This is a genomic window from Hydrogenophaga intermedia (assembly GCF_023715105.1).
Taxonomy (GTDB): domain Bacteria; phylum Pseudomonadota; class Gammaproteobacteria; order Burkholderiales; family Burkholderiaceae_C; genus Hydrogenophaga; species Hydrogenophaga intermedia_A.
Genome location: NZ_JAMBNO010000004.1, coordinates 160,931 through 183,487, shown reverse-complemented (window position 1 = coordinate 183,487; position 22,557 = coordinate 160,931). Strand labels below are relative to the sequence as shown.

Here is a 22,557-nt window from a genome sequence, read left to right as displayed (position 1 = left end):
ACCATGCTGCTTCCCACCGTCCCTGCCGACATGCCCCGCGCCCTGCAGCTGATGCTGGCGCGGGAACACACCGACGTCGCCGCCTTGCCGCGGCGCGACTTCCTCAAACTGACCGTGGCCGGCGGCTTTGCGCTCGGCGTGGCGCCCCTGGACGTGCATGCACAGGGCACCGCGCCTCCCGGACTGAAGCCACAACAGCAGCCGGCGGCCTTCGTTGCCATTGCGCGCGACGGCACCGTGACGGTCACCGTCAACCGGCTCGAATTCGGCCAGGGCGTGCAGACCGCGCTGCCGCTGATCCTGGCCGAGGAGCTCGACGCCGACTGGGCCCGGGTGCGCAGCCAGCTCGGCACCAACGACATGGCCTACGCCGACCCCATGTTCGGCATGCACCTCACGGGTGGCTCCAACTCCATCAAGCACAGCTACACGCAGTACCGCGAGCTGGGTGCGCGCGCCCGCGCCATGCTGGTGTCGGCCGCGGCGGCGCGCTGGCAGGTGGATGCTGCGCGCCTGCGCACCGAGACCGGCCACGTGATCGGCCCGGGCGGGCGCAGGCTGGGTTACGGTGAGCTGGCCGACGATGCGATGAAGCTGCCCGTGCCCGAGGCGGTGGTGCTCAAGGACCCGAAGCAGTTCAAACTGATCGGCAAGCCCACCACGCGGCTGGATGCGCGCGCCAAGAGCAGCGGGCGGCACGACTTCGGCATCGATGTGCGCCGCCCGGGTCAGCTGACCGCGGTGGTGGCCCGTCCGCCGGTGTTCGGCGCGAAGCTGCGCAGCGTGGACGATACGGCCGCCCGCGCGGTCAAGGGTGTGAAAGCCGTGTTGCGCGTGCCGCTGGACCGCGGCGCCGAGGGCGTGGCCGTGGTGGCCGATGGCTACTGGCCCGCGAAAACCGCGCGCGATGCGCTCAAGCTCGAATGGGCCACCGACGCGGTGGAGAAGGTCGACAGCGAACGCCTGCTCGCGCAATACCGCGAGCTCGCGCGCCAACCCGGCGCAAGGCACTTCGACGCTGATATGGCGCCGCTGGCATCGGCCCCGAAACGCATCGAGGCCGAGTTCACCTTCCCCTACCTGGCGCACGCGCCGATGGAGCCGCTCAACTGCACGGTCGAGCTCGGCGAGCAGGGCACCACGCTGTGGGTGGGCTCGCAGATGGCAGGGCTGGACGGCATGGCCGCCGCCCGCACGCTGGGCTTGAAGCCCGAGCAGGTGCGGGTGAACGTGCAATCGGCCGGTGGCGGTTTCGGCCGACGCGCGATTCCCACCAGCGACTACGTGGTCGAGGCCTGCGGCATCGCCCGTGCGGCGCAGGCCGCCGGCCTGAAAGCGCCTGTGCGTACCGTCTGGAGCCGCGAGGACGACATCAAGGGCGGCTACTACCGCCCGATGCACGTTCACCGCGCGCAAGTCGGCTTTGACGAACGTGGTCGCGTGCTGGCCTGGGACCATGTCATCGTGGGCCAGTCCATCGTGGCCGGCAGCCCGTTCGAGTCCATGATGGTGAAAAACGGCGTGGACGCGACCGCCGTGGAAGGCATGCGCGAACCCTATGCGGTGCCGATGCGACTCACGGTGCATCACCCCAAGGTGAACGTGCCGGTGCTGTGGTGGCGCAGCGTGGGCTCCACCCACACCGCCTTCGTGATGGAGACCCTGATCGACCAGATTGCGCGAGAGACGAAGCAGGACCCGGTGGCCTACCGGCTGGCCATGTTCGGTGACAAGCACCCGCGCCACACCGCGGCGCTGCAGCTCGCGGTGGACAAGAGCGGTTATGGCAAGCGCACGCTGCCCGCAGGCCGCGCCTGGGGTGTGGCGGTGCACGAGAGCTTCGAATCCGTGGTGGCCTACGTGGTCGAGGCCTCGGTGAAGGACGGCGAGCCCGTGTTGCACAACGTGACGGCGGGCGTGCACTGCAACCTGGTGATCAACCCGCGCACGGTGGAGGCGCAGGTGCAGGGCGCGGCCCTCATGGGGCTGGGCATGTGCCTGCCGGGCGCCGCCATCACGTTCAAGGACGGCGTGGTCGAACAAAGCAACTTCGGCGACTACCGCGTGGCGCGCATCACCGAGATGCCGCAGTTCGCGGTGCACACCGTGCCCAGTGCCGACCCGCCCAAGGGCATGGGCGAGCCCGGCCTGCCGCCACTGGCGCCCGCGTTCGCGAACGCGATCGCGCATCTGACCGGCAAGCCCTTGCGCGACCTGCCGTTCAAGCTGGCGTGAGGCTTCAGGCCGTCGTCAGGGGCACGTAGCCCTCGGCGCGGCCGCGTGCGGCCTCCACGTCGCGCAGCGGCGAGAGGCCGAACTGGCGGCTGTACTCCCGGCTGAACTGCGACGGGCTCTGGTAGCCCACGCGGTAGGCGGCACTGCCCACGTCCAGCGCCTCGGCCAGCATCAGGCGGCGCGCCTCCTGCAGGCGCAGCCGCTTCTGGTACTGCAGCGGCGACATGGCCGTCACCTGCTGGAAGTGGTGGTGCAGCGAGGACGTGCTCATGCCCACGTGCTGTGCCAGCGCGTCCACGCGCAGCGGCTGCGCGTAGTGCTGGCGCAGCCAGGCGATGGCGCGCGCGATCTTGTTGGCCGGGCTGTTGGCGGTGGCCATGCGCAGCAGCGCGGGGCCATGCGGCCCGGTGAGCAGCCGGTAGAGGATCTCCTGTTCGATCAGCGGCGCCATGGCCGCGATGTCCTGCGGGCGTTCGAGCAGCCGCACCAGACGCAACATCGCGTCCAGCAATTCGGCCGGCGCACGGTGCACGGCCACGCCGCGCGGGTTGTCGCTGCGCAGCGCCTCGGGCGGCAGGCTCACGCGCGAGAGCACCTCCTGCAGGCGTGCGCTGTCGATCGCCATGCCCAGCGCCAGCTTGGGCCGCTCGGGTGTGGCCTCGACGATGCACGAGACCACCGGCAGGTCCAGCGTCACGAGCAGGCAGTCGCCCGCGCCGTAGTGGTAGACCTCCTCACCCAGCGTGAGGCGCTTGCTGCCTTGCGTGACCAGCGCGAAGCACGGCCACTGGGCGCTGTGCAGCGGCAGCGAGGGCGAACTCTGCCGCGAGAAAAACAGGTGGTCGATCGCGGTCGGCGTCAAGCCATCGGTCTCGGTGGATCGGGCAATGACGTCGTTGATGGCCTGCAGGGCGTCGGTGGGCGTGGGCAAGGGGCTCTCCACTCGGTATCGTGAACGACGGGATGATCGTCCAAGCCGCAAGGGCGACGGCATCGAGGGGTCATGTGCGCAAGCCGTTTGCAGCATCGGGCAAGCGATTCGTTGCATCGGGCAAGCGATTCGTTGCATCGGGCAAGCCGTTGGTCGCCCGCGCGTCACAATCGGTGCGCGCCCTGCGTCTACACGCGCATGAACCACGACCCCGCACCGGACCCTTTCTTGCGGCTTCGCCCGCGGCTGCGTGGCATCGCCTATCGCATGCTCGGCAGCGCCGCAGACGCCGACGAGGTGGTGCAGGACGCTTGGCTGCGCTGGCACGAAGCCGACACCACCGCGGTGACGAACGCCGAGGCCTGGCTCGTCTCGGTCACCACACGGCTGGCCATTGATCGCCTGCGCACGGCCAAGACGCGGCGCGAAGACTACGTGGGCACCTGGCTGCCCGAGCCCATCCTCACCGAGGCCGACGCGCCGCAAACGCCCGAGCAGATGCTGGAGCGCGCCGACCAGTTGTCGGTGGCCTTCCTCGCGGTGCTCGAACGCCTGGCGCCCGAAGCGCGCGCGGCCTTCCTGCTGCGCGACATCTTCGACGCCGACTACGGCGAGGTGGCGGCGGCACTGGGCAAGAGCGAAGCGGCCTGCCGCCAGCTGGTGCACCGCGCGCGCACGCTGATCGACAGCGGGCGCTCGCGCCACGTGGTGACCCCGCAGGAACAGCAGCGCCTGCTGCGCGCGTTCGCCGGCGCGGCCGCGCGTGGTGACATGGCCGGCCTGAAGGCGGCGCTGGCCGAGGATGCGCAGCTCATCAGCGACGGTGGCGGCAAGGTGCCCAGCTTCGGGGTCCCGCTGCTCGGTGGGCCTCGCATCGCCCAGCTCTACCTGGCCGTGAGCCTGCGCTTCGCGGGCCGCGTGCAGTACGAGCTGGCCGCGATCAATGGCGAGTGGGGGCTGCTGCGTTTCATCGACGGCGCGCTCGAGTCGGCGCAGTCCCTGCAGATCGATGACGGACGCATCCGCGGCCTGCACGTGCAGCGCAACCCCGACAAGCTGCGCCGCATCGCCGAGGCGCGCGGCCGCGCGCTGCTCGATCCTTCGGTCACGCAGTACGACGTCACAAAGCCCGGGGCTTCCACGTCTTGAGGGGTGAAGGCTCTTCTTCACCTTCTCTTCGTGAAAGGCATTTCCGTGAACGCTCCCCGACTTCCCTGGACCGAGATCGCGCCCAGGACCTACCAGGCCATGGCCGCCGTCAAGACCACCTACGCACGCTCCACGCTCGGCCAGGTGCTGATGTCGCTGGTGGATCTGCGCGTGTCGCAGATCAATGGCTGCGCCTTCTGCGTCGACATGCACGCGCGCGAGCTGCGCCACCTGGGGGAGGGCTGGCAGCGGTTGAACAGCCTGTGCACCTGGCGCGAAACGGTCCTCTACAGCGAACGCGAGCGCGCCGCGCTGGCCTGGGCCGAGCTGCTGACACGCCTGCCGGATGGCCACGCCGGCCACGACGCCGCGTACGAGACCCTGCGCGAGCACTTCAGCGAACAGGAGGCCGTCGAGCTCACCTGGACCGTCGCGCAGATCAACACCTGGAACCGGCTGTGCGTGGGCATGCACGCGCCGGTGCCGGACAAGCCCCTGGTCTGAGCCGCGTTCAGGCCGTGCCGCGCGCGTCGGCGATCAGGATGTCGGCGAGCCGTTGCGCCGCGGGGCCCGCGGCCTCCCGGTCGCGGAAGACGAGGTAGAGGTCGGTGAAGCGCTCGCCACCGCGGCGCATGGGCAGCGGCGCCAGGGTGCCGGCGTCCAGGTCGCGTCGGATGAGCTCTTCGGGCAACCACGCGAAGCCGTGACCACCCCGCGCGGCCTCAATGGAGGTCGACATGTGGCTCACCGTCCAGCGTCGCGGCGTCTGCACCGCCGGCTCGTGGGCGCGCTGCGGGCTGGTTTCGCGCACCACCAGGTGGCGGTGCTGGCGCAGGTCGCGCAGTGTGATGGCGCGCCCCAGGTGGTGCAGCGGGTGGTCGGGGTGCGCCACCAGCACGAAGCGCACGCGCATCAGGTGCTGGCCCTCGTAGCCCGTGGGCACCGTGCCGAAGATGGCCAGATCCACCGCGCCTTCCTCCAGCAGCGTGCTGCGGTGGCCCAGCACCGCCTCCACCACCTCCACGCGCGTGTGCTCCGCGCTCTGGCCGAAGCGCTCCAGGCAATCGAACAGGCGCCGGTTGGGGTAGATCACCTCCACCGCCAGCCTCAGCTCGGCCTCCCAGCCGAGCGAGAGGCAGGCGCCGGCCACCTCAAGCGCGGCGGCCTCGGCCACCAGGTAGCGCGCGCGCCGATAGAGCTGCTCGCCGGTCGGCGTGAGCCGGGCCTTGCGCCCCTCGAGCGTGAAGACCTGCACCCCCAGTTGCGACTGGATCTGCTGCACCGCGTAGGTGACGGAGGATTGGCTGCGGTGCAGCAGTTCGGCCGCCTTCGCGTAGCTGCCGGCGTCCACCACCGCCACCAGGGCGTTCCATTGATCGAGCGTGACGCGTGGGTGGGCCATGGGGGTTGTTTGATCGAATGATTGAATGGTTTTGAGCAGGATTTTGCGCTTTTTCATCCATTCATCCGATGTTTCAATGGCGCATCCCCTCCACACGGAACCCCGCCATGAAAACCCTGCTTCTCATCCGCTCCAGCATCCTGCTCGGCGACGGCCAGTCCAACCGCCTGGCCGACCGTTACGCCGCTGCCTGGCAGAACGCGCACCCCGAAGGCCGCGTCATCGTGCGCGACCTTGCCGAGAACCCGCTGCCGCACCTGGACCTGGCGCGCGTGGGCGCGTATTCCACCCCGGCCGAGCGCCGCACGCCCGAGCAACAGGTGCTGGTCGCACAGTCCGACGAGCTGATCACCGAGCTGCAGGGCGCCGATGTCGTGGCACTGGGCCTGCCGCTCTACAACTTCGGCGTCCCGTCCACGCTCAAGGCGTACTTCGACCACGTGGCGCGCGCCGGCGTCACCTTCCGCTACACCGCCAGCGGCCCCGAAGGCCTGGTCAAGGGCAAGCAGGTGATCGTGTTCGCCGCGCGCGGTGGCCTGTACCAGGGCCTGCCGCACGACACGCAGACCCCGTTCGTGCGCAACTTCCTCGGCTTCCTGGGCATGACGGACGTGCGGTTCGTGCACGCCGAAGGCCTGGCCATGGGCGATGAGCCGCGCGCCAAGGGCCTGCAAGCGGCCGAGGCGCAAATCGACGCGCTGCTGGAGCCGGTGGAAGCCTGAGCGAGCGTTTGCAGCGACCGCAAGCCGTGGGGCGGTGTCATGCCCGCACCGCGGCGTACATCGCCTTGATCAGGTCCGATTGCGTGACGATGCCCACCAGGCGGCGCTGCGTGTCGATGATCGGGATGTGCCGGTGCCCGCCGTCGGAGAACACCGGCACGAGGTCGATCAGCAGTCGATCGTTGCTGGCCACGCGCACCTGACGCGTCATGATTTCGCCCACCGTGTGCACCGCCATCGGCGTGCGTGAGCGCGCGTGGCGCAACAGGGCTCGCAGCCGGTAGCTCACGCCCTCGTGCACGTCCATGTCCACCTGGCGCATGAAGTCGGCCACCGTCACGATGCCCAGCAGGTGCTGCTGCTGGTCCACCACCGGCAGCGCTTTCACGCGGTGCTTGCGCATCAGCGCCCAGGCCTGGCGCAGTGGCATGTCGGCGCGCGCCACCACCGGGTCGGGAGTCATCACATCGGCGCAACGCAACTCGCCCATGGTGCGACGGTAGGCCGCCGCTTCGGCGTGCTGCAGCAGGTCCTGCAGGTCTTCGCGGCTGATGTCGAGCACCTGGTTGTAGTGCGCCAGCGCCGCGTCGAGATCGCCACGCGTGAAGCGCGCACCGCCGGGCTCCACCGCCGCCGTGTGATGCACATGCGGCCAGCGCCGGCGCGTGAGGTTGTTGTAAACCAGGCCCGCGAGCACGATGAGTGCCGAGTCGAGCACGATCGGCGGCAGCGCCACAGCCACATCGTGGCTGCCGGTGAGCACCATCAGCAGGGCCGACGCGCCGCCGGGTGGGTGCAGGCAGCGCAGCGCCATCATGAGCGCGATGGCCAACGCCACCGCCAGTGCCGCGGCCAACGCGGGTTGCGGCACCCAGGTTGCGCAGGCCACGCCCACCAGCGCCGACAAGTTGTTGCCGGCCAGCACCGACCAGGGTTGCGCCAATGGGCTCGCGGGCACTGCGAAAACGAGCACCGCACTGGCACCCAGCGGTGCCACCAGCGCGGCAGCCAGCGCGTTCGGCGCACCACCCACGCCTGCGGGCGCGAACGCCGCCGCACCCAGCGCTGCCACAAGGATGCCCAGACCCGCACCGATGCAGGCGCGCCATTTTTCTCGCGCATCGATGCTCAAGGCGGCGGGCCACAGCGCGCGCAGCGAGAGCGCGAGTTCAGCGAGCAGGCGCTGCGCAAAAGCGCGCCAGCCGCGTGGCGGCGCTGAAGCGGGAGAGGGGGGCATGCTGGGCAGCGGGCGGCGCAAGCGCCCACGTGGCTGGAACGGGGCGAGGGCCTCGCGTCGATCGGTTCTGAAGAACGAGCGAGTGTGCCAGCAATGCCCCTGGCTTCCGGGCGGCAGGGGCTCTTGCCTTAGGATGGCTGCGCCCGCAGGCGGTGACTTCAGTGCGCCCCCCGCGGGCCGTTTTTTTGAACCGTTGCCCGAGGAGAAGACCATGAAAACCCGTGCAGCCGTGGCCTGGAAGGCCGGCGCCCCGCTCACCATCGAAGAACTGGACCTGGAGGGTCCGCGCGCCGGTGAGGTGTTGGTGGAGATCAAGGCCACGGGCATCTGCCACACCGACTACTACACGCTGTCGGGCGCCGACCCCGAGGGCCTGTTCCCCGCGGTGCTGGGGCACGAGGGCGCGGGCGTGGTGCTCGAGGTCGGCGCGGGCGTGACCTCGCTCAAACCGGGCGACCACGTGATCCCGCTCTACACGCCCGAATGCCGCCAGTGCAAGTTCTGCCTGAGCCGCAAGACCAACCTGTGCCAGCTCATCCGCGGCACGCAGGGCAAGGGCCTGATGCCCGATGGCACCTCGCGCTTCTCGCTCGGTGGCAAGCCCATCCTGCACTACATGGGCACGTCCACCTTCAGCAACCACATCGTCGCGCCCGAGATCGCGCTGGCGAAGATCCGCCCGGACGCGCCGTTCGACAAGGTCTGCTACATCGGCTGCGGCGTCACCACCGGTGTGGGCGCGGTCATCTATACCGCCAAGGTGGAGGCGGGCGCCAACGTGGTGGTGTTTGGCCTCGGCGGCATCGGCCTGAACGTGATCCAGGGCGCGAAGATGGTGGGTGCCGACAAGATCATCGGCGTCGACCTGAACCCGGCGCGCGAAGCCATGGCGCGCAAGTTCGGCATGACGCACTTCCTCAACCCGAAGGAGCACGCCAACATCGTCGACGCCATCGTGCAGCTCACCGACGGCGGTGCCGACTACTCGTTCGAGTGCATCGGCAACACCCAGGTGATGCGTCAGGCGCTGGAGTGCACGCACAAGGGTTGGGGCCGCAGCATCATCATCGGTGTGGCCGAGGCCGGCGCCGAGATCAGCACCCGCCCGTTCCAGCTCGTCACCGGGCGCAAGTGGGAAGGCTCGGCCTTCGGTGGCGCGCGCGGCCGCACCGACGTGCCGAAGATCGTCGACTGGTACATGGAAGGCAAGCTCAACATCGACGACCTCATCACGCACAAGCTCAAGCTCGAGGACATCAACAAGGGCTTTGATCTGATGAAGGCCGGCGAGTCGATCCGCAGCGTGGTCGAGTTCTGAGATGGGTGAACTCAAGACGCTCGAAGAACACCGCTGCTTCGGCGGCGTGCAAGGCTTCTACGAACACGCCTCGGCCGAGATCGGCCTGCCCATGCGCTTCGGCGTGTTCGCGCCGCCGCAAGCCGGGCCGCGCCCGGTGCTGCTCTGCCTGGCCGGCCTCACCTGCAACGAACAAACGTTTGCCATCAAGGCCGGTGCGCAGCAGCACGCGGCGCAGCACGGCCTCATTCTGGTCACGCCCGACACCAGCCCGCGCGGCACCGGCGTGGCCGAGGCCGATGCGCACTGGGATTTCGGGCACGGCGCGGGCTTCTATCTGGACGCGACGCGCGAGCCCTACGCGAAGCACTGGCGCATGGAAAGCTGGCTGATGCAGGAGCTGCCCGCGGTGCTGGCGCAGCACTTTCCTGTGCATGCAGATCGCGTCGGCATCACCGGCCACTCCATGGGCGGGCACGGCGCTCTCTCGCTGGCGTTGCGCCACCCGGGGCGCTTTCGCAGCGTGTCGGCCTTCGCGCCGATCTGCGCCCCGACCGAGGTGCCCTGGGGCCACAAGGCGTTCGCGGGCTATCTCGGCGAAGACCGCAGCCACTGGGCGCAACACGACGCGGTGAAGCTCATCGAGAGTGGCGCGCGTGCGCCGCAGCTGCTGGTCGACCAGGGGCTGGACGATCAATTCCTCGCGCAACAACTCGCACCCGAGCGGCTGCAGGCGGCCTGCACCGCGGCGGGCCAGCCGCTCACGCTGCGTCGCCATGCGGGCTACGACCACGGCTACTTCTTCATCCAGAGCTTCGTGGGCGAGCACGTCGCCCACCACGCGGCGGCGTTGAACGGCTGAGGCGCGGCCTCAGTTGCGCGCGCTGCGTTCGAGCTGCACCGACAGCAGCGCATCGCCCGCCTGGCGCAGCGCGCCCAGGGCCTCCCAGGGCTGGTGCTGGCGCAAACGGTAGGCGGCTTCTTCCAGATGCATCGAAGGCGCGCTGCCTTCGGCGGCGCCCTCACGCACCAGTTCGCGCGCATGCTCGACCCGCCGCGCTGCCTTGTCGTCGTGATCGCAGTAGATCTCGACGATGGCTGCCCGCACGTCGTCGCGCAGGGCCTGCACATCGGCGCCGGCGGGGGGCGGTGTGCCGGGCAGCGCGTGCCCCGTGGCGTGAATGAGGGAGTCGATGCCGACCATGGACGCTTGCGTGTCGATCATTGCCACCTCCGGCTGGCGTGGCCCGGGCACCGCACCCGCGGCTTCGTCGCCAGCAAGTGCAAACAGTATGAACCGATGGTCGGCTTTTGGGGCAACCGCGGGTCGACACCGGGCCGGGCGCGCCTCAGAGCGTGCGGGCGATCGCCTGCGCGGCCTGCGTGAGCCGTGGCAGGAACTGCGGCAGTTCGGCCAGCGCCACCCTGGCCGACGGTGCCTGCAACGCCAGGGCGCAGCGCACGCCGCGTTCGCCGTGCGCGCGCACCGGCACCGCAATGCACACCAGGCCATCGACGAACTCCTCGGCGTCGAAGGCGTGACCCTGGCGGCGGATGGTCGCGAGCTCGGCCTCCAGCGCCTCGCGCCGCGTGAGGGTGGTGGCGGTGTGCCGGCTCAGTTCCAGGCCGTCCAGCAGGGCCTGGCGCCGTGCGGCACCCAGGTGCGCGAGGAACAGCTTGCCGCTGGCCGAGCAGTGCAGCGGCACGCGCGTGCCCGGCCGCAGCTCCAGCCGCAAGGGAAAGGCCGACTCCACGCGGTCCAGATAGACCACCTCGGCGCCCGAGAGGGCGGTGAGGTTGCAGCTCTCGCCCAGCTCGGTCACCAGCTGGCGCAGCACCGCGTGGCGCACGCCGTGCTGCGTGCTCGCGCCCAGCGTGTCTTCGCTCAGGCGCAGCAGGCGCGGCGCCAGCGCGTAGCGGCGGCCGTCCGGTTCGCGCTGCAACCAGCCGCCTGCCTCCAGCTGCACCAGCATGCGGTGCACCGTGGGCTTGGGCCAGCCGCAGGCGGCCACCGCCTCGGGCAGGCTCAGCGGCCGGCCCTCGCGCACCAGGCGCTCGAGCAGGTCCATAAGGCGCAGGCCGGGGGTGGTGTTGTCGATGGAATCGCTCATATCTCGGAATCCGAGACAAATCCGCAAAAGTTTTCGAGACGGAATGTAGGCCCACCTACAGTCCCCGCCAACCACGAAAACGAGGAGAAGCCGCTCTTGCGATTCCACAACGCCGTCATCACGGGCGCCTGCGGCGGCCTGGGCCAGGCGCTGGCGCGCGAGCTCATCGCGGGCGGGGCACAGGTGGCGCTGGTCGGTTTGAACGCCGCCACGCTGGACGCGCTGGTGGCGCTCGCGCCCGAACGCTGCATCGCCTACACGCCCGACGTGAGCGACGAGCACGCCATGGCCGCGATGGCGCGCGACTGGATCGTGCGCCAGGGCGTGCCCGACCTCGTGATCGCCAACGCCGGCGTGGCCGGCGGCTTCGACACCGCGCGTGCGGAAGACCTGCGCGTGATGCGCCGCATGCTGGAGATCAACCTGCTGGGCGTGGCCACCACCTTTGCGCCCTTCCTGCCCGCCATGCAGGAAGTGGCGCGCCCGGCCGCGCTGGTGGGCGTGGCCAGCATCGCGGGCTGGCGGGGCATGCCGGGTAACGGCGCGTATTGCGCGAGCAAGGCCGGTCTCATCGCCTACCTGCAAAGCCTGCGTGCCGAACTGCGCAGCACGCGCCTGACCGTGCACACCGTGAGCCCGGGCTACCTGCGCACCGCGCTCACCGCGGGCAACCGCTTTGCCATGCCCGGCTTGCTGGAGCCCGACGAGGCCGCACGCCGCCTGCTCGCGGGCGTCGCCGCGGGCACCGAACACATCGTGCTGCCGCGTCGCATCGGCTGGCTCTCGCACGCGCTCAATCTCCTGCCCGGCACACTGCACGACCGCCTACTGCTGGGCCAGCCACGCAAACCGCGCGCCGGCGAACCCGGATCGACCGACATCCCCGGCTTGAAATGACCATACCCACGGAACAACAGATCGCCCTCATCGGCGCCGGCCCCTCGGGCCTGGCAGGTGCGCGCTGCCTGCAGAAACACGGCGTCGCTTTCCAGGGCTTCGAAGCGCACGGCGACGTGGGCGGCCTCTGGAACATCGACAACCCGCGCTCCACGGTGTACGAATCGGCGCACCTGATTTCCAGCAAGCGCATGACGGAGTTCCTCGAATTCCCCATGCCCGCGCAGGTGGCCGACTACCCGAGCCACCGGGAGCTGCTCGACTACTTCCGCGCCTTCGCCGATCACTTCGGCCTGCGCGCGCACTACCGATTCCACACGCGTGTGCTCAAGGCCGAGCCGGTGAGCGACGCGCCCGACACCCTGTGGCGCGTGACCACGCAGACCAGCGAGGCCGCGCCCGAGACCGCGCTCTACAAAGGCGTGGTGATTGCCAACGGCACGCTGGCCGAGCCCAACCGGCCGCGCTTCGAGGGCGCGTTCAGCGGCGAGGTCTGGCACACCGCGCAGTACAAGGCGGCCACGCAGCTCACCGGCAAGCGCGTGCTCATCGTGGGGGCGGGCAACTCGGGTTGCGACATCGCGGTCGATGCGGTGCACCACGCGAAAAGCATCGACATCTCGGTGCGCCGCGGCTACTACTTCGTGCCCAAGTACGTGTTCGGCCAACCGGCCGATTCGGTGGGCGGCAAGATCACGCTGCCGCCCTGGCTCAAGCAGCGCATCGACAGCACCATCCTCAAGTGGTTCACCGGCGATCCGGTGCGCTTCGGCTTTCCGAAACCCGACTACCGGATGTACGAATCGCACCCGGTGGTGAACTCGCTCATCCTGTACCACATCGGTCACGGCGACGTGGGCGTGCGCGCCGACATCGCGCGGCTCGACGGCCGCACCGTGTACTTCAAGGACGGCCGCAGCGGCGAGTACGACCTCATCCTCACGGCCACTGGCTACAAGCTGCATTTCCCCTTCATCGACCACGCGCTGCTGAACTGGCAGGGCATGGCGCCGCGGCTGTACCTCAACATCTTCGCGCCGCGTTTTCACCGCCTGGCCGTGCTCGGCATGGTGGAGGCCAGCGGCCTGGGCTGGCAGGGCCGCTACGAGCAGGCCGAACTGGTCGCGCGCTACTTCAAGTCGCTGGACGCCGGCACACCGCAGGCCGCAGCGCTCAGCGCCGCCAAGGCCGGCGGGCCCGGCACCTGGCCCGACCTCTCCGGCGGCTACCGCTACCTCAAGCTCGAACGCATGGCGTACTACGTGCACAAGGACACCTACCGCAAAGCCGTGCGCGAAGCCGCCAGGGCCTTCGGCTGATCACCCCGAGGAAACACGATCATGCTGCCCATCGACGAGATCCGCCTGAACTTCAACCCCGCGTCGCTCGCGGTACTCAACGCGGTGCTGGCCTTCCTGATGTTCGGCATCTCGCTGGACACGCGCATCGAGGATTTCAAGCGCGTGGCGCGCATGCCGTTGGCCTTCACGGTCGGCATCGTGGCGCAGTTCCTGTTCCTGCCCGCCATCACCTACGCGCTCACGCTGTTGCTGGGCGTGGGGCCGAGCATCGCGCTCGGCATGATCCTGGTGGCCTGCTGCCCACCGGGCAACGTGAGCAACATCCTCACGCACCGCGCCAACGGCAATGTCGCGCTCAGCGTGTCGATGACGGCGGTCTCCAACGCCATCGCCATCGTCGCCATGCCGCTCAACTTCGCGTTCTGGGGCGGCATGCACCCCACGGCGTCGGTGCTGCTCAAGACCATCGCGCTCGACCCGGTGCAGATGGTGGGCCACATCCTGCTCATCATCGGCCTGCCGTTCGCGCTGGGCCTGTGGGTGGCACACCGCTTCCCCGCGCTCACCGCGCGTTTCAAGAAGCCGGTGCGCATCCTCAGTTTCCTCGCGCTCATCGGTTTCATCATCGGCGCCATCGCGGGCAACTGGCGCTACTTCCTCGACTACGTCGGCCTGGTGATCGTGGCCGTGGCGATTCACGACGCGCTGGCCTTTCTCATCGGCTGGCTCAGCGCGCGCGCCGTCGGCCTGCCCGACTACGACCGCCGCGCACTCTCCATCGAGGTCGGCATCCGCAACGCGGGTCTCGGCCTGGTGCTGATCTTCAGCTTCTTCGGTGGCCTGGGCGGCATGGCCGTGGTGGCCGGTGTCTGGGGCTTCTGGGACATCATTGCCGGCATGGTGCTCGCGGGCTGGTGGGGCCGCCGGCCACTGCAGGGCGGTGTGCCGGAGAACGTCACCGCATGAGGGCGCAGCGCATCCTGGTCACCGGTGCCGACGGCTTTCTCGGCCGTGGCCTCATCGCCGCGCTCGCGCAGCGTCCCGACAGTTCTGTCGTGGCCACCGACGTGCGTGCCGTGGACCCCGCGCGGCAACGGCCCGGCGTGGTGTACCGCGTGCTTGACGTGCGCGACAGCGGCCTGGGTGCGGTGTTGGCCGAGCACCGCATCGACACCGTGGTGCACCTGGCCTCCATCGTCACGCCGGGCAAAGGCTCGTCGCGCGAACTCGAATACGCGGTGGACGTGGGCGGCACGCGCAACGTGCTCACCGCCTGCCTCGCGCACGGCGTGCGGCACCTGGTGGTGTCCTCCAGCGGCGCGGCGTATGGCTACCACGCCGACAACCCCGCCTGGCTCACCGAGGACCACCCGCTGCGCGGCCACGAGGCCTTCGCCTATGCGCACCACAAGCGCCTGGTGGAAGAGATGCTGGCCGAGGCACGGCGCAACCACCCCGCGCTCGCGCAGACCGTGCTGCGCATCGGCACCATCCTCGGTGAACAGGTGGACAACCAGATCACTGCGCTGTTCGAGAAGCCGCGCCCGATCGCGATTGCCGGCAGCGACAGCCCCTTCGTCTTCATCTGGGACGAAGACGTCATCGGCGCGCTGCTGCACGCGCTCAGCGGCCAGGCACCATCGGGTTGCTTCAACCTCGCGGGCGACGGCGCACTGAGCATTCATGACATCGCCAAACGCCTGGGCAAGCGCACGCGCGTGTTCCCGGCCTGTCTGCTGCGCGCCGCGCTCGCCATCGGCCGAGCGCTCGGCGTCTCGCGCTACGGGCCCGAGCAGCTCGACTTCCTGCGCTATCGCCCGGTGCTGCACAACAGCCTGCTCAAGAGCCGCTTCGGCTACGTGCCGAAGAAGACCAGCGCCGAAGCCTTCGACGCCTTCGTGGCCGCGCGGCGCGCACAGGGCCGTCCGCTGTGAGCGCGCCCACCCCGTTCTCGCGTGGCGATGCGCTGCGCGCGCTGGCCGTGGTCGTGATCTGGGGCCTGAACTTCGTTGTCATGAAGCTCGGCCTGCAATCGCTCAGCCCCTGGCTGCTGGGTGCGCTGCGGTTCGCGGCCGCAGCGCTGCCCTTCGTGTGGTTCGTGCGCCCGCCGCCGCTGCCCTGGGGTTTCGTTGCGGGCTACGGCCTGGCGCAGGGCCTGGGGCAGTTCGGCTTCCTGTTCCTCGGCCTGCAGCTGGGCATGACGGCCGGCATGGCCTCGGTGGTCATGCAGACGCAGGCCTTCTTCACGTTGATGCTCGCGCTGCCCATACTGGGCGAGCGTGCGCGAACGCGCCAGTGGCTGGGCGTGGGCGTGGCGCTCGCCGGTCTGGTGCTTATTGCCGCCGCCCACGGCGAAGGCCCTGGGCAGATGACGCTCGCGGGCTTCGTGCTCACGCTGTCGGCCGCGTTCATGTGGGCGGTCTCCAACCTGGTGGCGCGCCGCGCCAGCCAGCTCGCGCGCTACGAGCCCTTTCCCTTCGTGGTGTGGAGCAGTGTTTTTCCCATCGTTCCGTTCGCACTGATCGCGCTCGCCCTCGACGGCCCGATGCAGGTGGCGAACCAGCTCGCGGGCATGGACTCGCGCGCCTGGTTCGCGGTGCTCTACCTCGCACTGGGCGCCACGTTGCTGGCCTACAGCCTGTGGACGCGCCTGCTGCAACGCCACGCCGCCGCGCGCGTCACGCCGTTCTCGCTGCTGGTGCCGGTGGTGGGCCTTTGGGCGGCCTGGGCCGCCTTTGGCGAACTGCCCGTGCCGTTGCAGTGGCTCGGTGTGGCGGGGGTGATCGGCGGACTCGTGATCAACCAGGGTGGTGTGCCGCTGCGCTGGCGCCGCTGAGCCGGAAGAAGCCCACCGCTTCGGCCAACCGCGCGGCCTGGGTGCGCAGGCTGTCGGCGGCGGCCGCGCTTTCTTCCACCAGGGCTGCGTTCTGCTGGGTGGCCTGATCGAGTTGCGTGATGGCGGTATTGACCTGGCCGATGCCGTTGGTCTGCTCGGCGGTGGCGGCGCCGATCTCGGCGATGAGGTCGGTCACGCGGCGCACCTGACCCACGATGTCGTCCATCGCCGCACGGGCGTCGCCCACCAGGCGCGAGCCGGCGTCCACCTTGTCGACGCTGGCGCCGATCAGTCCCTTGATCTCCTTGGCGGCCTCGGCACTGCGCTGCGCGAGATTGCGCACCTCGGTGGCCACCACAGCAAAGCCACGGCCCTGTTCGCCGGCACGTGCGGCCTCCACCGCCGCGTTGAGCGCGAGGATGTTCGTCTGGAAGGCGATGCCATCGATGACGCCGATGATGTCGCCGATCTTCTGGCTGCTGTGCTGAATGTCCTGCATGGTGGCCACCACCTGGCCCACCACCTCGCCTCCTTTGACGGCCGCGCTGCTGGCTGCAGTGGCGAGTTGCGTGGCCTGGCGAGCGGTGTCCGCACTGTTGCGTACGGTCGCGTTCATCTGCTCCATGGACGCCGCGGTCTCCTGCAGGCTGCTGGCCTGCTGCTCGGTGCGGGTCGACAGATCGGCGTTGCCGGTGGCGATCTGGTCGCTCCCGGTGGCGATGCTGTCACTGCCCTGGCGCACATCGCTCACGATGCGCACGAGGCTCTCGTTCATGGCCTTGAGCGCGCCCTGCAACTCACCCAGCTCGTCGCGCCGGCTGACCGAGATGACCGAACTCAGGTCGCCCGCGGCCACCGTGCGTGCCACGTTCACCGCCTCGCGGATCGGGCCCGCGATCGAGCGCGTGATGAGCAGCGCAAGCGCCAGGGCGGCCAGAACCGCTGCCGCGCCGGCACCGATCAGCAGGTTGCGGTTCAACGCATAGCCCGCGTCCGAAGCCTCGATTTCCTGTGCCGCGGCTTCGCCCACGTGCGCGAGGTAGGCATGGCTGGCGTCCACCAGCGCGCTCAGCAGCGGCCGGCAATCGGTCTCCATGCGGCGCACGGCGCCCTCGCGGTCGCCACTGCTGGCCATGGCGAAGATGCCCAGCGCCACCGGGCCGTACTTCGCCTCCACGGCGGCAAGTTCCTCGAACAGCCGGCGTTCGGTGCCGTCGGCATGCACATCGGCCGCGAGCGCCGCGCGCAGTTGCTTGAAGCCTTCCACCACCTGACCATGCGCAGCCGTGGTGGCGGCCTTTTCCTTCTCCTGCTCAGCGGGGTTTTGCACCAGCACCAGGTTGCGCACACCAATGGCGCGAGCATTGGCCGCGTCGAGGATGCCGTTGGCCAACGTCACGCGCTGCGCGGTTTCGCCCACGTATTGCGTGAAAGTGGCGTGTTCCTGTCCGAGTGCGCGCAGCGACAGCGCCGCCACGCAAAGCACGATGAGTGCGAGAAACAGAAAGCCGGCGAGCAACCGGGCTTTGATGGAAAGACGATCGATGCCCATGGCGAGGACCTCCCGATGAAGCGCGAAGGGGCCGTGTTCGGCAGCTCGCCTCTCCTGGCACTCCTCCCCGGGCAAGCTGTCGACGCGTGTCGCAGGAACCGGCATGCTTCGATGCACACCAGGCGCCTGTCAGCGATGTATCGGCGCAGCGAAGCCGGGAATGCATGCGCCACGACGAACGGTCATCGTGATGACATCGATCTGTCACGCAGGCGCGGGGCCCTCCAGAACAACGGCGCCAGGCGCCGCCAGGTCAGGCCAGCGGCGGGTGCCAGCGAACTGGCCAGCACCCCCCAGTCGACGAACAGGGTGCCTGTGCCGCGCAGGCCGGCCGCGCACAACAGCAAGGCGAGCAGGCCCGAGCCCGCCAGATTCAGACCAGCGGTGGTGATGAGGCGCTCCAGGCGCACCCACATCCGGGGGTGGTACTTGGGCAACATGGGTGATGCTGCGGTGCGCGTTCAGCGCCGCGCCTCCAGGATCAGGTTGTGCGGTGTTTCCGCGGCGCGTCGAAAGTGCGTGAAGCTGGCTTCGCGAAACACCGCGGCCAGGCGCTTCTGGCCGGCCTGTGCGCCCAGCACCAGGTGTCCGCCTTCGGCGATGGCGTGAGCGCAGCAGATGGTGGTGGACCCCGCGTAGTAGAGCTGCGCCGTGACCGAGCGGTTGTCCTGCGGCCGATCGTTGGCGAACGGCTCCACCAGCATGACCGTGCCGTCGTCGCCGAGCACCTGGCCCGCGTGGCGTGCCGCGGCCACTGGATCGCCCAGGTCGTGCAGGCAGTCGAAGAAGCACACGAGGCCGTAGCCGCGATCGGGCACTTCGGTGGCACGGGCGACATCGAATTGCACACGTTCGGCCACGCCTGCGGCCTCGGCGTTGCGACGGGCTTCCTCGATCGAGGCGGCGTGGGCGTCGAAGCCGTGGAAGCGTGAGCGGGGAAACGCCTGCGCCATCAGGATCGTGGTGTGTCCATGCCCGCAGCCGATGTCGGCGACCGCGATGCCGGCCTGCAGGCGTTCGACCACGCCGTCCAGCGCAGGCAGCCAATGCGGCACCAGCGCCGCCCGGTAGCCGTTGCGGTAGAACGCGGCCACGCCGCAGCTCATGCGCCGGTCGTGCTCACCCCAGGCCACGCCTTTGCCGGTTCGAAACGCCTCCAGTGTCTTCGCCTCGTCGAACCACATCGAGGCCGGCACCTCCCAGGCGGGCGGCATGAAGACGGGGCTGTCTTCGTCCGCCAGCACGAAGGCCTGCTCGGGGGAGAGTTCGAAGCTGTCGCTGACGGCGTGGTGGTCGATGTAGCCGGCGGCGGCCTGCGCGTTGAGCCACTCACGAACATAGCGCTCGGCGCAGCCACTGCGGCGGGCGAGTTCGCGCGAGGTCAGTGGTCCGGCGCCGGCCAGCGCGCGGTACAGGCCGAGTTTGTGACCCAGGCCCACCATCACGCCCCCGTAGGCGGCGGCGATGTCCTGGATGGCGCGGTTGACGAAGGCCTCGAGGCGTTGCGGATCGATGGCGGTGGTGGTGGCGGTGGTCATGGGGCGTTCCTGGTGGTGGGTGGGTGAAGGCATCTTCCCGTTCGCAGCCCGATCGCGTCAGTGGCGGATGTGCCCTCGAACGGTCGATTCGTGCCATGCGCGCGTCAGCGCGTCGCGTCACAATGGCCGGCCATGAAACCCACCTCGACCCGCACTCGCGGCCGTGCGCTGCACGTGAGCCTCGTGGCCCTGCCCGAGGCCGGGGCGTCCACGTTGTTCGGCGTTTACGACGTGATGAACGCGTTCTCGGTGATGGACGCGATGGGCCGGGCCACCGGTGCCCAGGCGCCCTTCGAGGTCGAGATCGTGAGCGAACGTGCGGGGCCGCTGATGCTGGCCAGCGGCGTGCCGGTGCAGGTGCAACGCAGCGTGGCGCACGTGGAGAGCACCGACATCGTGATCGTGCCGTCGCTGGTGTTGCGCGCCGACGGCTGGGTGAAGCAGCGCTACCCCACGCTCGTGCGCTGGATGCTGCGCATGCATGCGCAGGGCGCGCTGCTGTGTTCGGCTTGTTCGGGCATCTTCCTGCTGGGCGAGACGGGCCTGTTCGACGGCAAGGACGCCACCGTCCACTTCGCCTACGAGCGGCTGTTCCAGGCGGTGCATCCCGCCATCACCGTGCATCCCGAGCGTGTGCTGGTGATTGCCGGTCACCGCGAAGAGCTCATCTGCTCGGGGGCTTCGGCCACCTGGCACGACCTCGTGCTCTACCTCATCGCGCGCCACGCCGGCGCCACCGCCGCGCAGGACGTGGCGCGTTTGTTCGCGCTGCAGTGGCACCAGGAGGGTCTGGCGCCCTTCATCGTGTTCGAAGGACGCACCGACCACGGCGATGCCGAGATCGAGGCCTCGCAGGCCTGGCTCGACACGCATTTCTCGGTGGCGAACCCGGTGGAGGAAGCGATGCGCCGCTCGCGCCTGGCCGAGCGCACCTTCAAGCGCCGCTTCAGTGCCGCCACCGGGCTCACCCCGCTCGACTATGTGCAGCGCCTGCGGGTGGAAGATGCCAAGCGCCGTCTCGAGCGCACCAGCGCGTCGGTGGACGAGATCAGCTGGCGCGTGGGCTACGAGGACGCCGCCTTCTTTCGCCGGCTGTTCCGCCGCATCACCGGCATGGCTCCGGGTGCGTACCGAAAGCGCTTTCAGGTGCCCGCATTCGCGCGGCCCTGAGTGCGGGGGCGGCGCAGGGCCTCGGCCAGCCGCGGCGGCCGTTGCGGGCTCACCGGGTCAACCGGGCGTGGCGTCTTGTGCCCGCGGCAGCTCCACGAAGAAGGTGCAGCCCTCCCCCGGCGCGGTTTCGCACCACAGGCGGCCGTCGTGGCGCTGCACGATGCGGTGCGCCAGGGCCAGGCCCATGCCGATGCCCTCGTAGTCCATCGAATGGTGCTGGCGCTGGAACATGAGGAACAGGTTGCGTGCCTTGGCGAGGTCGAAGCCGACGCCGTTGTCGCGCACGAACAGGGTGACCTTGTGGTCGGCGGCCGGCAACTGGCCGATCTCGATGCGCGCCTGCGGCACGCGGCGGGTGAACTTGGCGGCGTTGTCCAGCAGCTTGCCCAGCACCTCGGCCAGCAGGATCGGATCCCCGCTGACCATCGGCAGGTCGGGGTCGATCACCCAGTCGATCTCGCGCGGGGTGACCTCGGCGCGCAGGTGGCTCACCAGCCCTTGCACCAGCGGTGCGAGCGAGACCGGCACCGAATCGAGCCGCACGCGGCCCAGGCGCGTGAACTCCAGCAGCCCGTCGATCATGAGGCCCATGCGCCGCGCGGCGGCGGCGATCGAGGCCTGGTACTGCAGCAGTTCGTGGCGCGCCTCGGGCTCGAGCTCCTCCTGCGTGAGCGTCACGTATTGGCTGATGTGGCGCAGCGGTGCGCGCAAGTCATGCGCCACGGTGTAGGAGAAGGCGTCGAGGTCGCGGTGTGCTTCGTCGAGCTGGGCCGTGCGTTCCTTCACCTGCCGCTCCAGCGCCTGGTTCAGTTGTGCCGTCACGTCGGCCAGGCGCTTGCTCTCGGTGAGGTCGCGCACGATCACCGACACGCCCTGCAACTGCTCGCGCTCGTCGCGCAGTGCGGTGAGCATGGTCTGTGACCAGAAACGCGTACCGTCGCGGCGCAGGCTCCAGCCCTGGTGCTCGGCGTGGCCGGTCTCGATGCAGCGGTCAAGCAGTGCCTGCGCGTCCTGCGTGCCGGGCGGCTCGACGGCGCTGCCCTCGGCCTGAAACAGCGCGTCCAGCGCGCGACCCAGAATCTGCGCGCGCTCGAAGCCGAACAGGCGCTGCGCGCTGTCGGTCCAGTCGGCCACGGCGCCGTCGGGATCGATGAAGAAGATGCCGTGGTCGCGGATGGTGCGCGACATGAGCCTGAAGCGCTGCTCGCTGGCGTAGAGCTCGGCGCTGCGCTGCGCCACGCGCTCTTCGAGGTCGAGGTTGGCGTTGAAGACAAAGTCCTCGGTGCGGCGCCGCTCGGTGATGTCGATCAGCTCGATGAAAAAGCCCACGGCCTGCCCGTCTTGCAGGTCGGGCAGGTAATGCACCTCGTGGTAGCGCTTCAAGCCGTCCGCATCGGGGCGTTCGGCCTCGTGGCTGATGGTTTCCCCATTGAGCGCACGGGCCACGCGCGGCAGCACTTCGGGCAGCACCTCGGGCAGCAGCACGCGCCCGAGCTCGACGCCGATCACCTCGTCGGGCGTCAGGCCATAGCCCTCGGCATACGCCCTGTTGCAGAAGCGGCACACCAGATCGGTGTCGTAGTAGGCCAGGCGCGAGGGCGTGCGGTCGGTGATGCTTTGCAGCAGACGCAGCCGCGCAACGATCTGGTGCTCGATCTGCTCGCGCGCGCTCACGTCCACCGCCACGCTGCGCGATTGCACGAAGCGCCCGCTGGCGTCGCGCACGGCCTGCGAGATCAGCTCGACCGTGAAAAAACCGCCGTCCTTGCCAAACAGGCGCAAAGCCAGCGGCGGCGCCCGCCCGCTGGTCTGCAGCTCGTGCAGGTGTTCGCGCAGCAACTGCAGCTCGCTTTCCTCGCTCAGGCGCGCCAGCGTGGGGAAGTCGGCCCAGCCGGCGTGGCCGGCAAGCCGCTCGAGCTCGCTGCGCTCGCGGCCGAGCCAGTGAAGCAGCGTGTCGTTGATGGCGCGCACCCGAAGGCCGCTGTCCAGCGCGAGCAGGCCGCACGGCGCGTTCTGCCCGAGCGCGCGAACCTCGTCGCGCGCGTCTGCGCCCGCGCTCGCTGACACCTCGGTCGGCCCCTTGTCTGCAGCATTCATGCGTCGCCCCCTGATGCGCATCGCGGACTGCGCGGCGTTGTGGTTGGCGGGGTGGCAACCCCGGTGCTCGGGACTCTAGCGT

Annotated in this window: 21 protein-coding genes; 12 read left to right on the top strand and 9 right to left on the bottom strand. The window is 69.6% G+C overall.

Translation table 11 applies throughout. The features are described from left to right. Positions 1 to 3 precede the first annotated feature (3 nt). Complete coding sequence (locus M3149_RS05555; RefSeq protein WP_251708336.1) at positions 4 to 2,235, top strand: xanthine dehydrogenase family protein molybdopterin-binding subunit; 2,232 nt, start codon at positions 4 to 6, stop codon at positions 2,233 to 2,235. A 4-nt stretch (positions 2,236 to 2,239) separates the two neighbouring features. Here the strand turns inward: M3149_RS05555 and M3149_RS05550 are convergent, their stop codons facing one another. Beyond that, positions 2,240 to 3,166 (bottom strand): AraC family transcriptional regulator, encoded by a 927-nt coding sequence (locus M3149_RS05550; RefSeq protein WP_251708335.1) that lies wholly within the window; start codon positions 3,164 to 3,166, stop codon positions 2,240 to 2,242. 198 nt (positions 3,167 to 3,364) lie between these two features. Between M3149_RS05550 and M3149_RS05545 the strand changes: the two genes are divergently transcribed. Both M3149_RS05545 and M3149_RS05540 read left to right on the top strand, forming a co-directional pair. Further along, entirely contained in the window at positions 3,365 to 4,315 is a 951-nt protein-coding gene (locus tag M3149_RS05545; RefSeq protein WP_251708334.1) for an RNA polymerase sigma-70 factor, read from the top strand. A gap of 45 nt (positions 4,316 to 4,360) precedes the next feature. Then, entirely contained in the window at positions 4,361 to 4,819 is a 459-nt protein-coding gene (locus tag M3149_RS05540) for a carboxymuconolactone decarboxylase family protein (protein ID WP_251708333.1), read from the top strand. Positions 4,820 to 4,826: 7 nt separating this feature from the next. Here the strand turns inward: M3149_RS05540 and M3149_RS05535 are convergent, their stop codons facing one another. Next, entirely contained in the window at positions 4,827 to 5,717 is an 891-nt protein-coding gene (locus M3149_RS05535; RefSeq protein ID WP_251708332.1) for a LysR family transcriptional regulator, read from the bottom strand. 107 nt (positions 5,718 to 5,824) lie between these two features. Here M3149_RS05535 and M3149_RS05530 point away from each other — a divergent pair, with 107 nt between their 5' ends. Next, positions 5,825 to 6,439 carry an FMN-dependent NADH-azoreductase gene (locus M3149_RS05530; protein WP_251708331.1) on the top strand — a complete coding sequence of 205 codons (615 nt, stop codon included), beginning with the start codon at positions 5,825 to 5,827 and terminating at the stop codon, positions 6,437 to 6,439. 37 nt (positions 6,440 to 6,476) lie between these two features. Here M3149_RS05530 and M3149_RS05525 read toward each other — a convergent pair whose 3' ends face one another. After that, positions 6,477 to 7,676, bottom strand: a complete 1,200-nt coding sequence (locus tag M3149_RS05525) for an HPP family protein (protein ID WP_251708330.1) — start codon at positions 7,674 to 7,676, stop codon at positions 6,477 to 6,479. Positions 7,677 to 7,887: 211 nt separating this feature from the next. On the opposite strand from M3149_RS05525, the gene M3149_RS05520 reads away from it, so the two are divergent. Then, positions 7,888 to 8,994 (top strand): S-(hydroxymethyl)glutathione dehydrogenase/class III alcohol dehydrogenase, encoded by a 1,107-nt coding sequence (locus M3149_RS05520; RefSeq protein ID WP_251708329.1) that lies wholly within the window; start codon positions 7,888 to 7,890, stop codon positions 8,992 to 8,994. 1 nt (position 8,995) lies between these two features. Continuing rightward, positions 8,996 to 9,835, top strand: coding sequence for an S-formylglutathione hydrolase (gene fghA, locus M3149_RS05515; protein ID WP_251708328.1), 840 nt, complete (start codon positions 8,996 to 8,998; stop codon positions 9,833 to 9,835). 9 nt (positions 9,836 to 9,844) lie between these two features. On the opposite strand, the gene M3149_RS05510 is transcribed toward fghA, so the two are convergent. Continuing rightward, positions 9,845 to 10,198, bottom strand: a complete 354-nt coding sequence (locus M3149_RS05510) for a hypothetical protein (protein WP_251708327.1) — start codon at positions 10,196 to 10,198, stop codon at positions 9,845 to 9,847. Positions 10,199 to 10,322: 124 nt separating this feature from the next. After that, a complete protein-coding gene (locus tag M3149_RS05505; RefSeq protein ID WP_251708326.1) occupies positions 10,323 to 11,084 on the bottom strand; it encodes an IclR family transcriptional regulator in 762 nt (253 codons plus the stop codon). Positions 11,085 to 11,180: 96 nt separating this feature from the next. Here M3149_RS05505 and M3149_RS05500 point away from each other — a divergent pair, with 96 nt between their 5' ends. Genes M3149_RS05500 through M3149_RS05480 form a run of 5 tightly spaced genes read left to right on the top strand, consistent with a single transcriptional unit; the run spans position 11,181 to position 16,118 of the window. After that, on the top strand, positions 11,181 to 11,981 hold the full coding sequence (locus tag M3149_RS05500) for an SDR family oxidoreductase (RefSeq protein WP_251708325.1): 801 nt from the start codon (positions 11,181 to 11,183) through the stop codon (positions 11,979 to 11,981). Further along, the gene (locus M3149_RS05495) at positions 11,978 to 13,300 is read left to right on the top strand and encodes a flavin-containing monooxygenase (protein ID WP_251708324.1); all 1,323 of its coding nucleotides are present in this window, start codon (positions 11,978 to 11,980) and stop codon (positions 13,298 to 13,300) included. The genes M3149_RS05500 and M3149_RS05495 overlap by 4 nt, the downstream gene beginning before the upstream one ends. Positions 13,301 to 13,321: 21 nt before the next feature. Further along, a complete protein-coding gene (locus tag M3149_RS05490) occupies positions 13,322 to 14,248 on the top strand; it encodes a bile acid:sodium symporter family protein (protein ID WP_251708323.1) in 927 nt (308 codons plus the stop codon). Then, positions 14,245 to 15,216: an SDR family oxidoreductase gene (locus tag M3149_RS05485; RefSeq protein WP_251708322.1), complete on the top strand. Its 972-nt coding sequence runs from the start codon at positions 14,245 to 14,247 to the stop codon at positions 15,214 to 15,216. The genes M3149_RS05490 and M3149_RS05485 overlap by 4 nt, the downstream gene beginning before the upstream one ends. Further along, a complete protein-coding gene (locus tag M3149_RS05480) occupies positions 15,213 to 16,118 on the top strand; it encodes an EamA family transporter (protein ID WP_251708321.1) in 906 nt (301 codons plus the stop codon). Before M3149_RS05485 ends, M3149_RS05480 begins: the two co-directional genes overlap by 4 nt. Here M3149_RS05480 and M3149_RS05475 read toward each other — a convergent pair. The 3 genes from M3149_RS05475 to M3149_RS05465 all read right to left on the bottom strand — a co-directional run bounded on the left by M3149_RS05475 (position 16,081) and on the right by M3149_RS05465 (position 19,208). Then, a complete protein-coding gene (locus M3149_RS05475) occupies positions 16,081 to 17,670 on the bottom strand; it encodes a methyl-accepting chemotaxis protein (protein WP_251708320.1) in 1,590 nt (529 codons plus the stop codon). The genes M3149_RS05480 and M3149_RS05475 overlap by 38 nt on opposite strands. 182 nt (positions 17,671 to 17,852) lie before the next feature. Beyond that, the gene (locus M3149_RS05470) at positions 17,853 to 18,110 is read right to left on the bottom strand and encodes a hypothetical protein (protein WP_251708319.1); all 258 of its coding nucleotides are present in this window, start codon (positions 18,108 to 18,110) and stop codon (positions 17,853 to 17,855) included. 21 nt (positions 18,111 to 18,131) lie between these two features. After that, the gene (locus tag M3149_RS05465) at positions 18,132 to 19,208 is read right to left on the bottom strand and encodes a class I SAM-dependent methyltransferase (RefSeq protein WP_251708318.1); all 1,077 of its coding nucleotides are present in this window, start codon (positions 19,206 to 19,208) and stop codon (positions 18,132 to 18,134) included. A 132-nt stretch (positions 19,209 to 19,340) separates the two neighbouring features. Here M3149_RS05465 and M3149_RS05460 point away from each other — a divergent pair, with 132 nt between their 5' ends. Further along, a complete protein-coding gene (locus tag M3149_RS05460) occupies positions 19,341 to 20,378 on the top strand; it encodes a GlxA family transcriptional regulator (protein ID WP_251708317.1) in 1,038 nt (345 codons plus the stop codon). A 57-nt stretch (positions 20,379 to 20,435) separates the two neighbouring features. Here M3149_RS05460 and M3149_RS05455 read toward each other — a convergent pair whose 3' ends face one another. After that, positions 20,436 to 22,475 (bottom strand): PAS domain-containing sensor histidine kinase, encoded by a 2,040-nt coding sequence (locus M3149_RS05455; RefSeq protein ID WP_251708316.1) that lies wholly within the window; start codon positions 22,473 to 22,475, stop codon positions 20,436 to 20,438. Between the last annotated feature and the right edge of the window lie 82 nt (positions 22,476 to 22,557).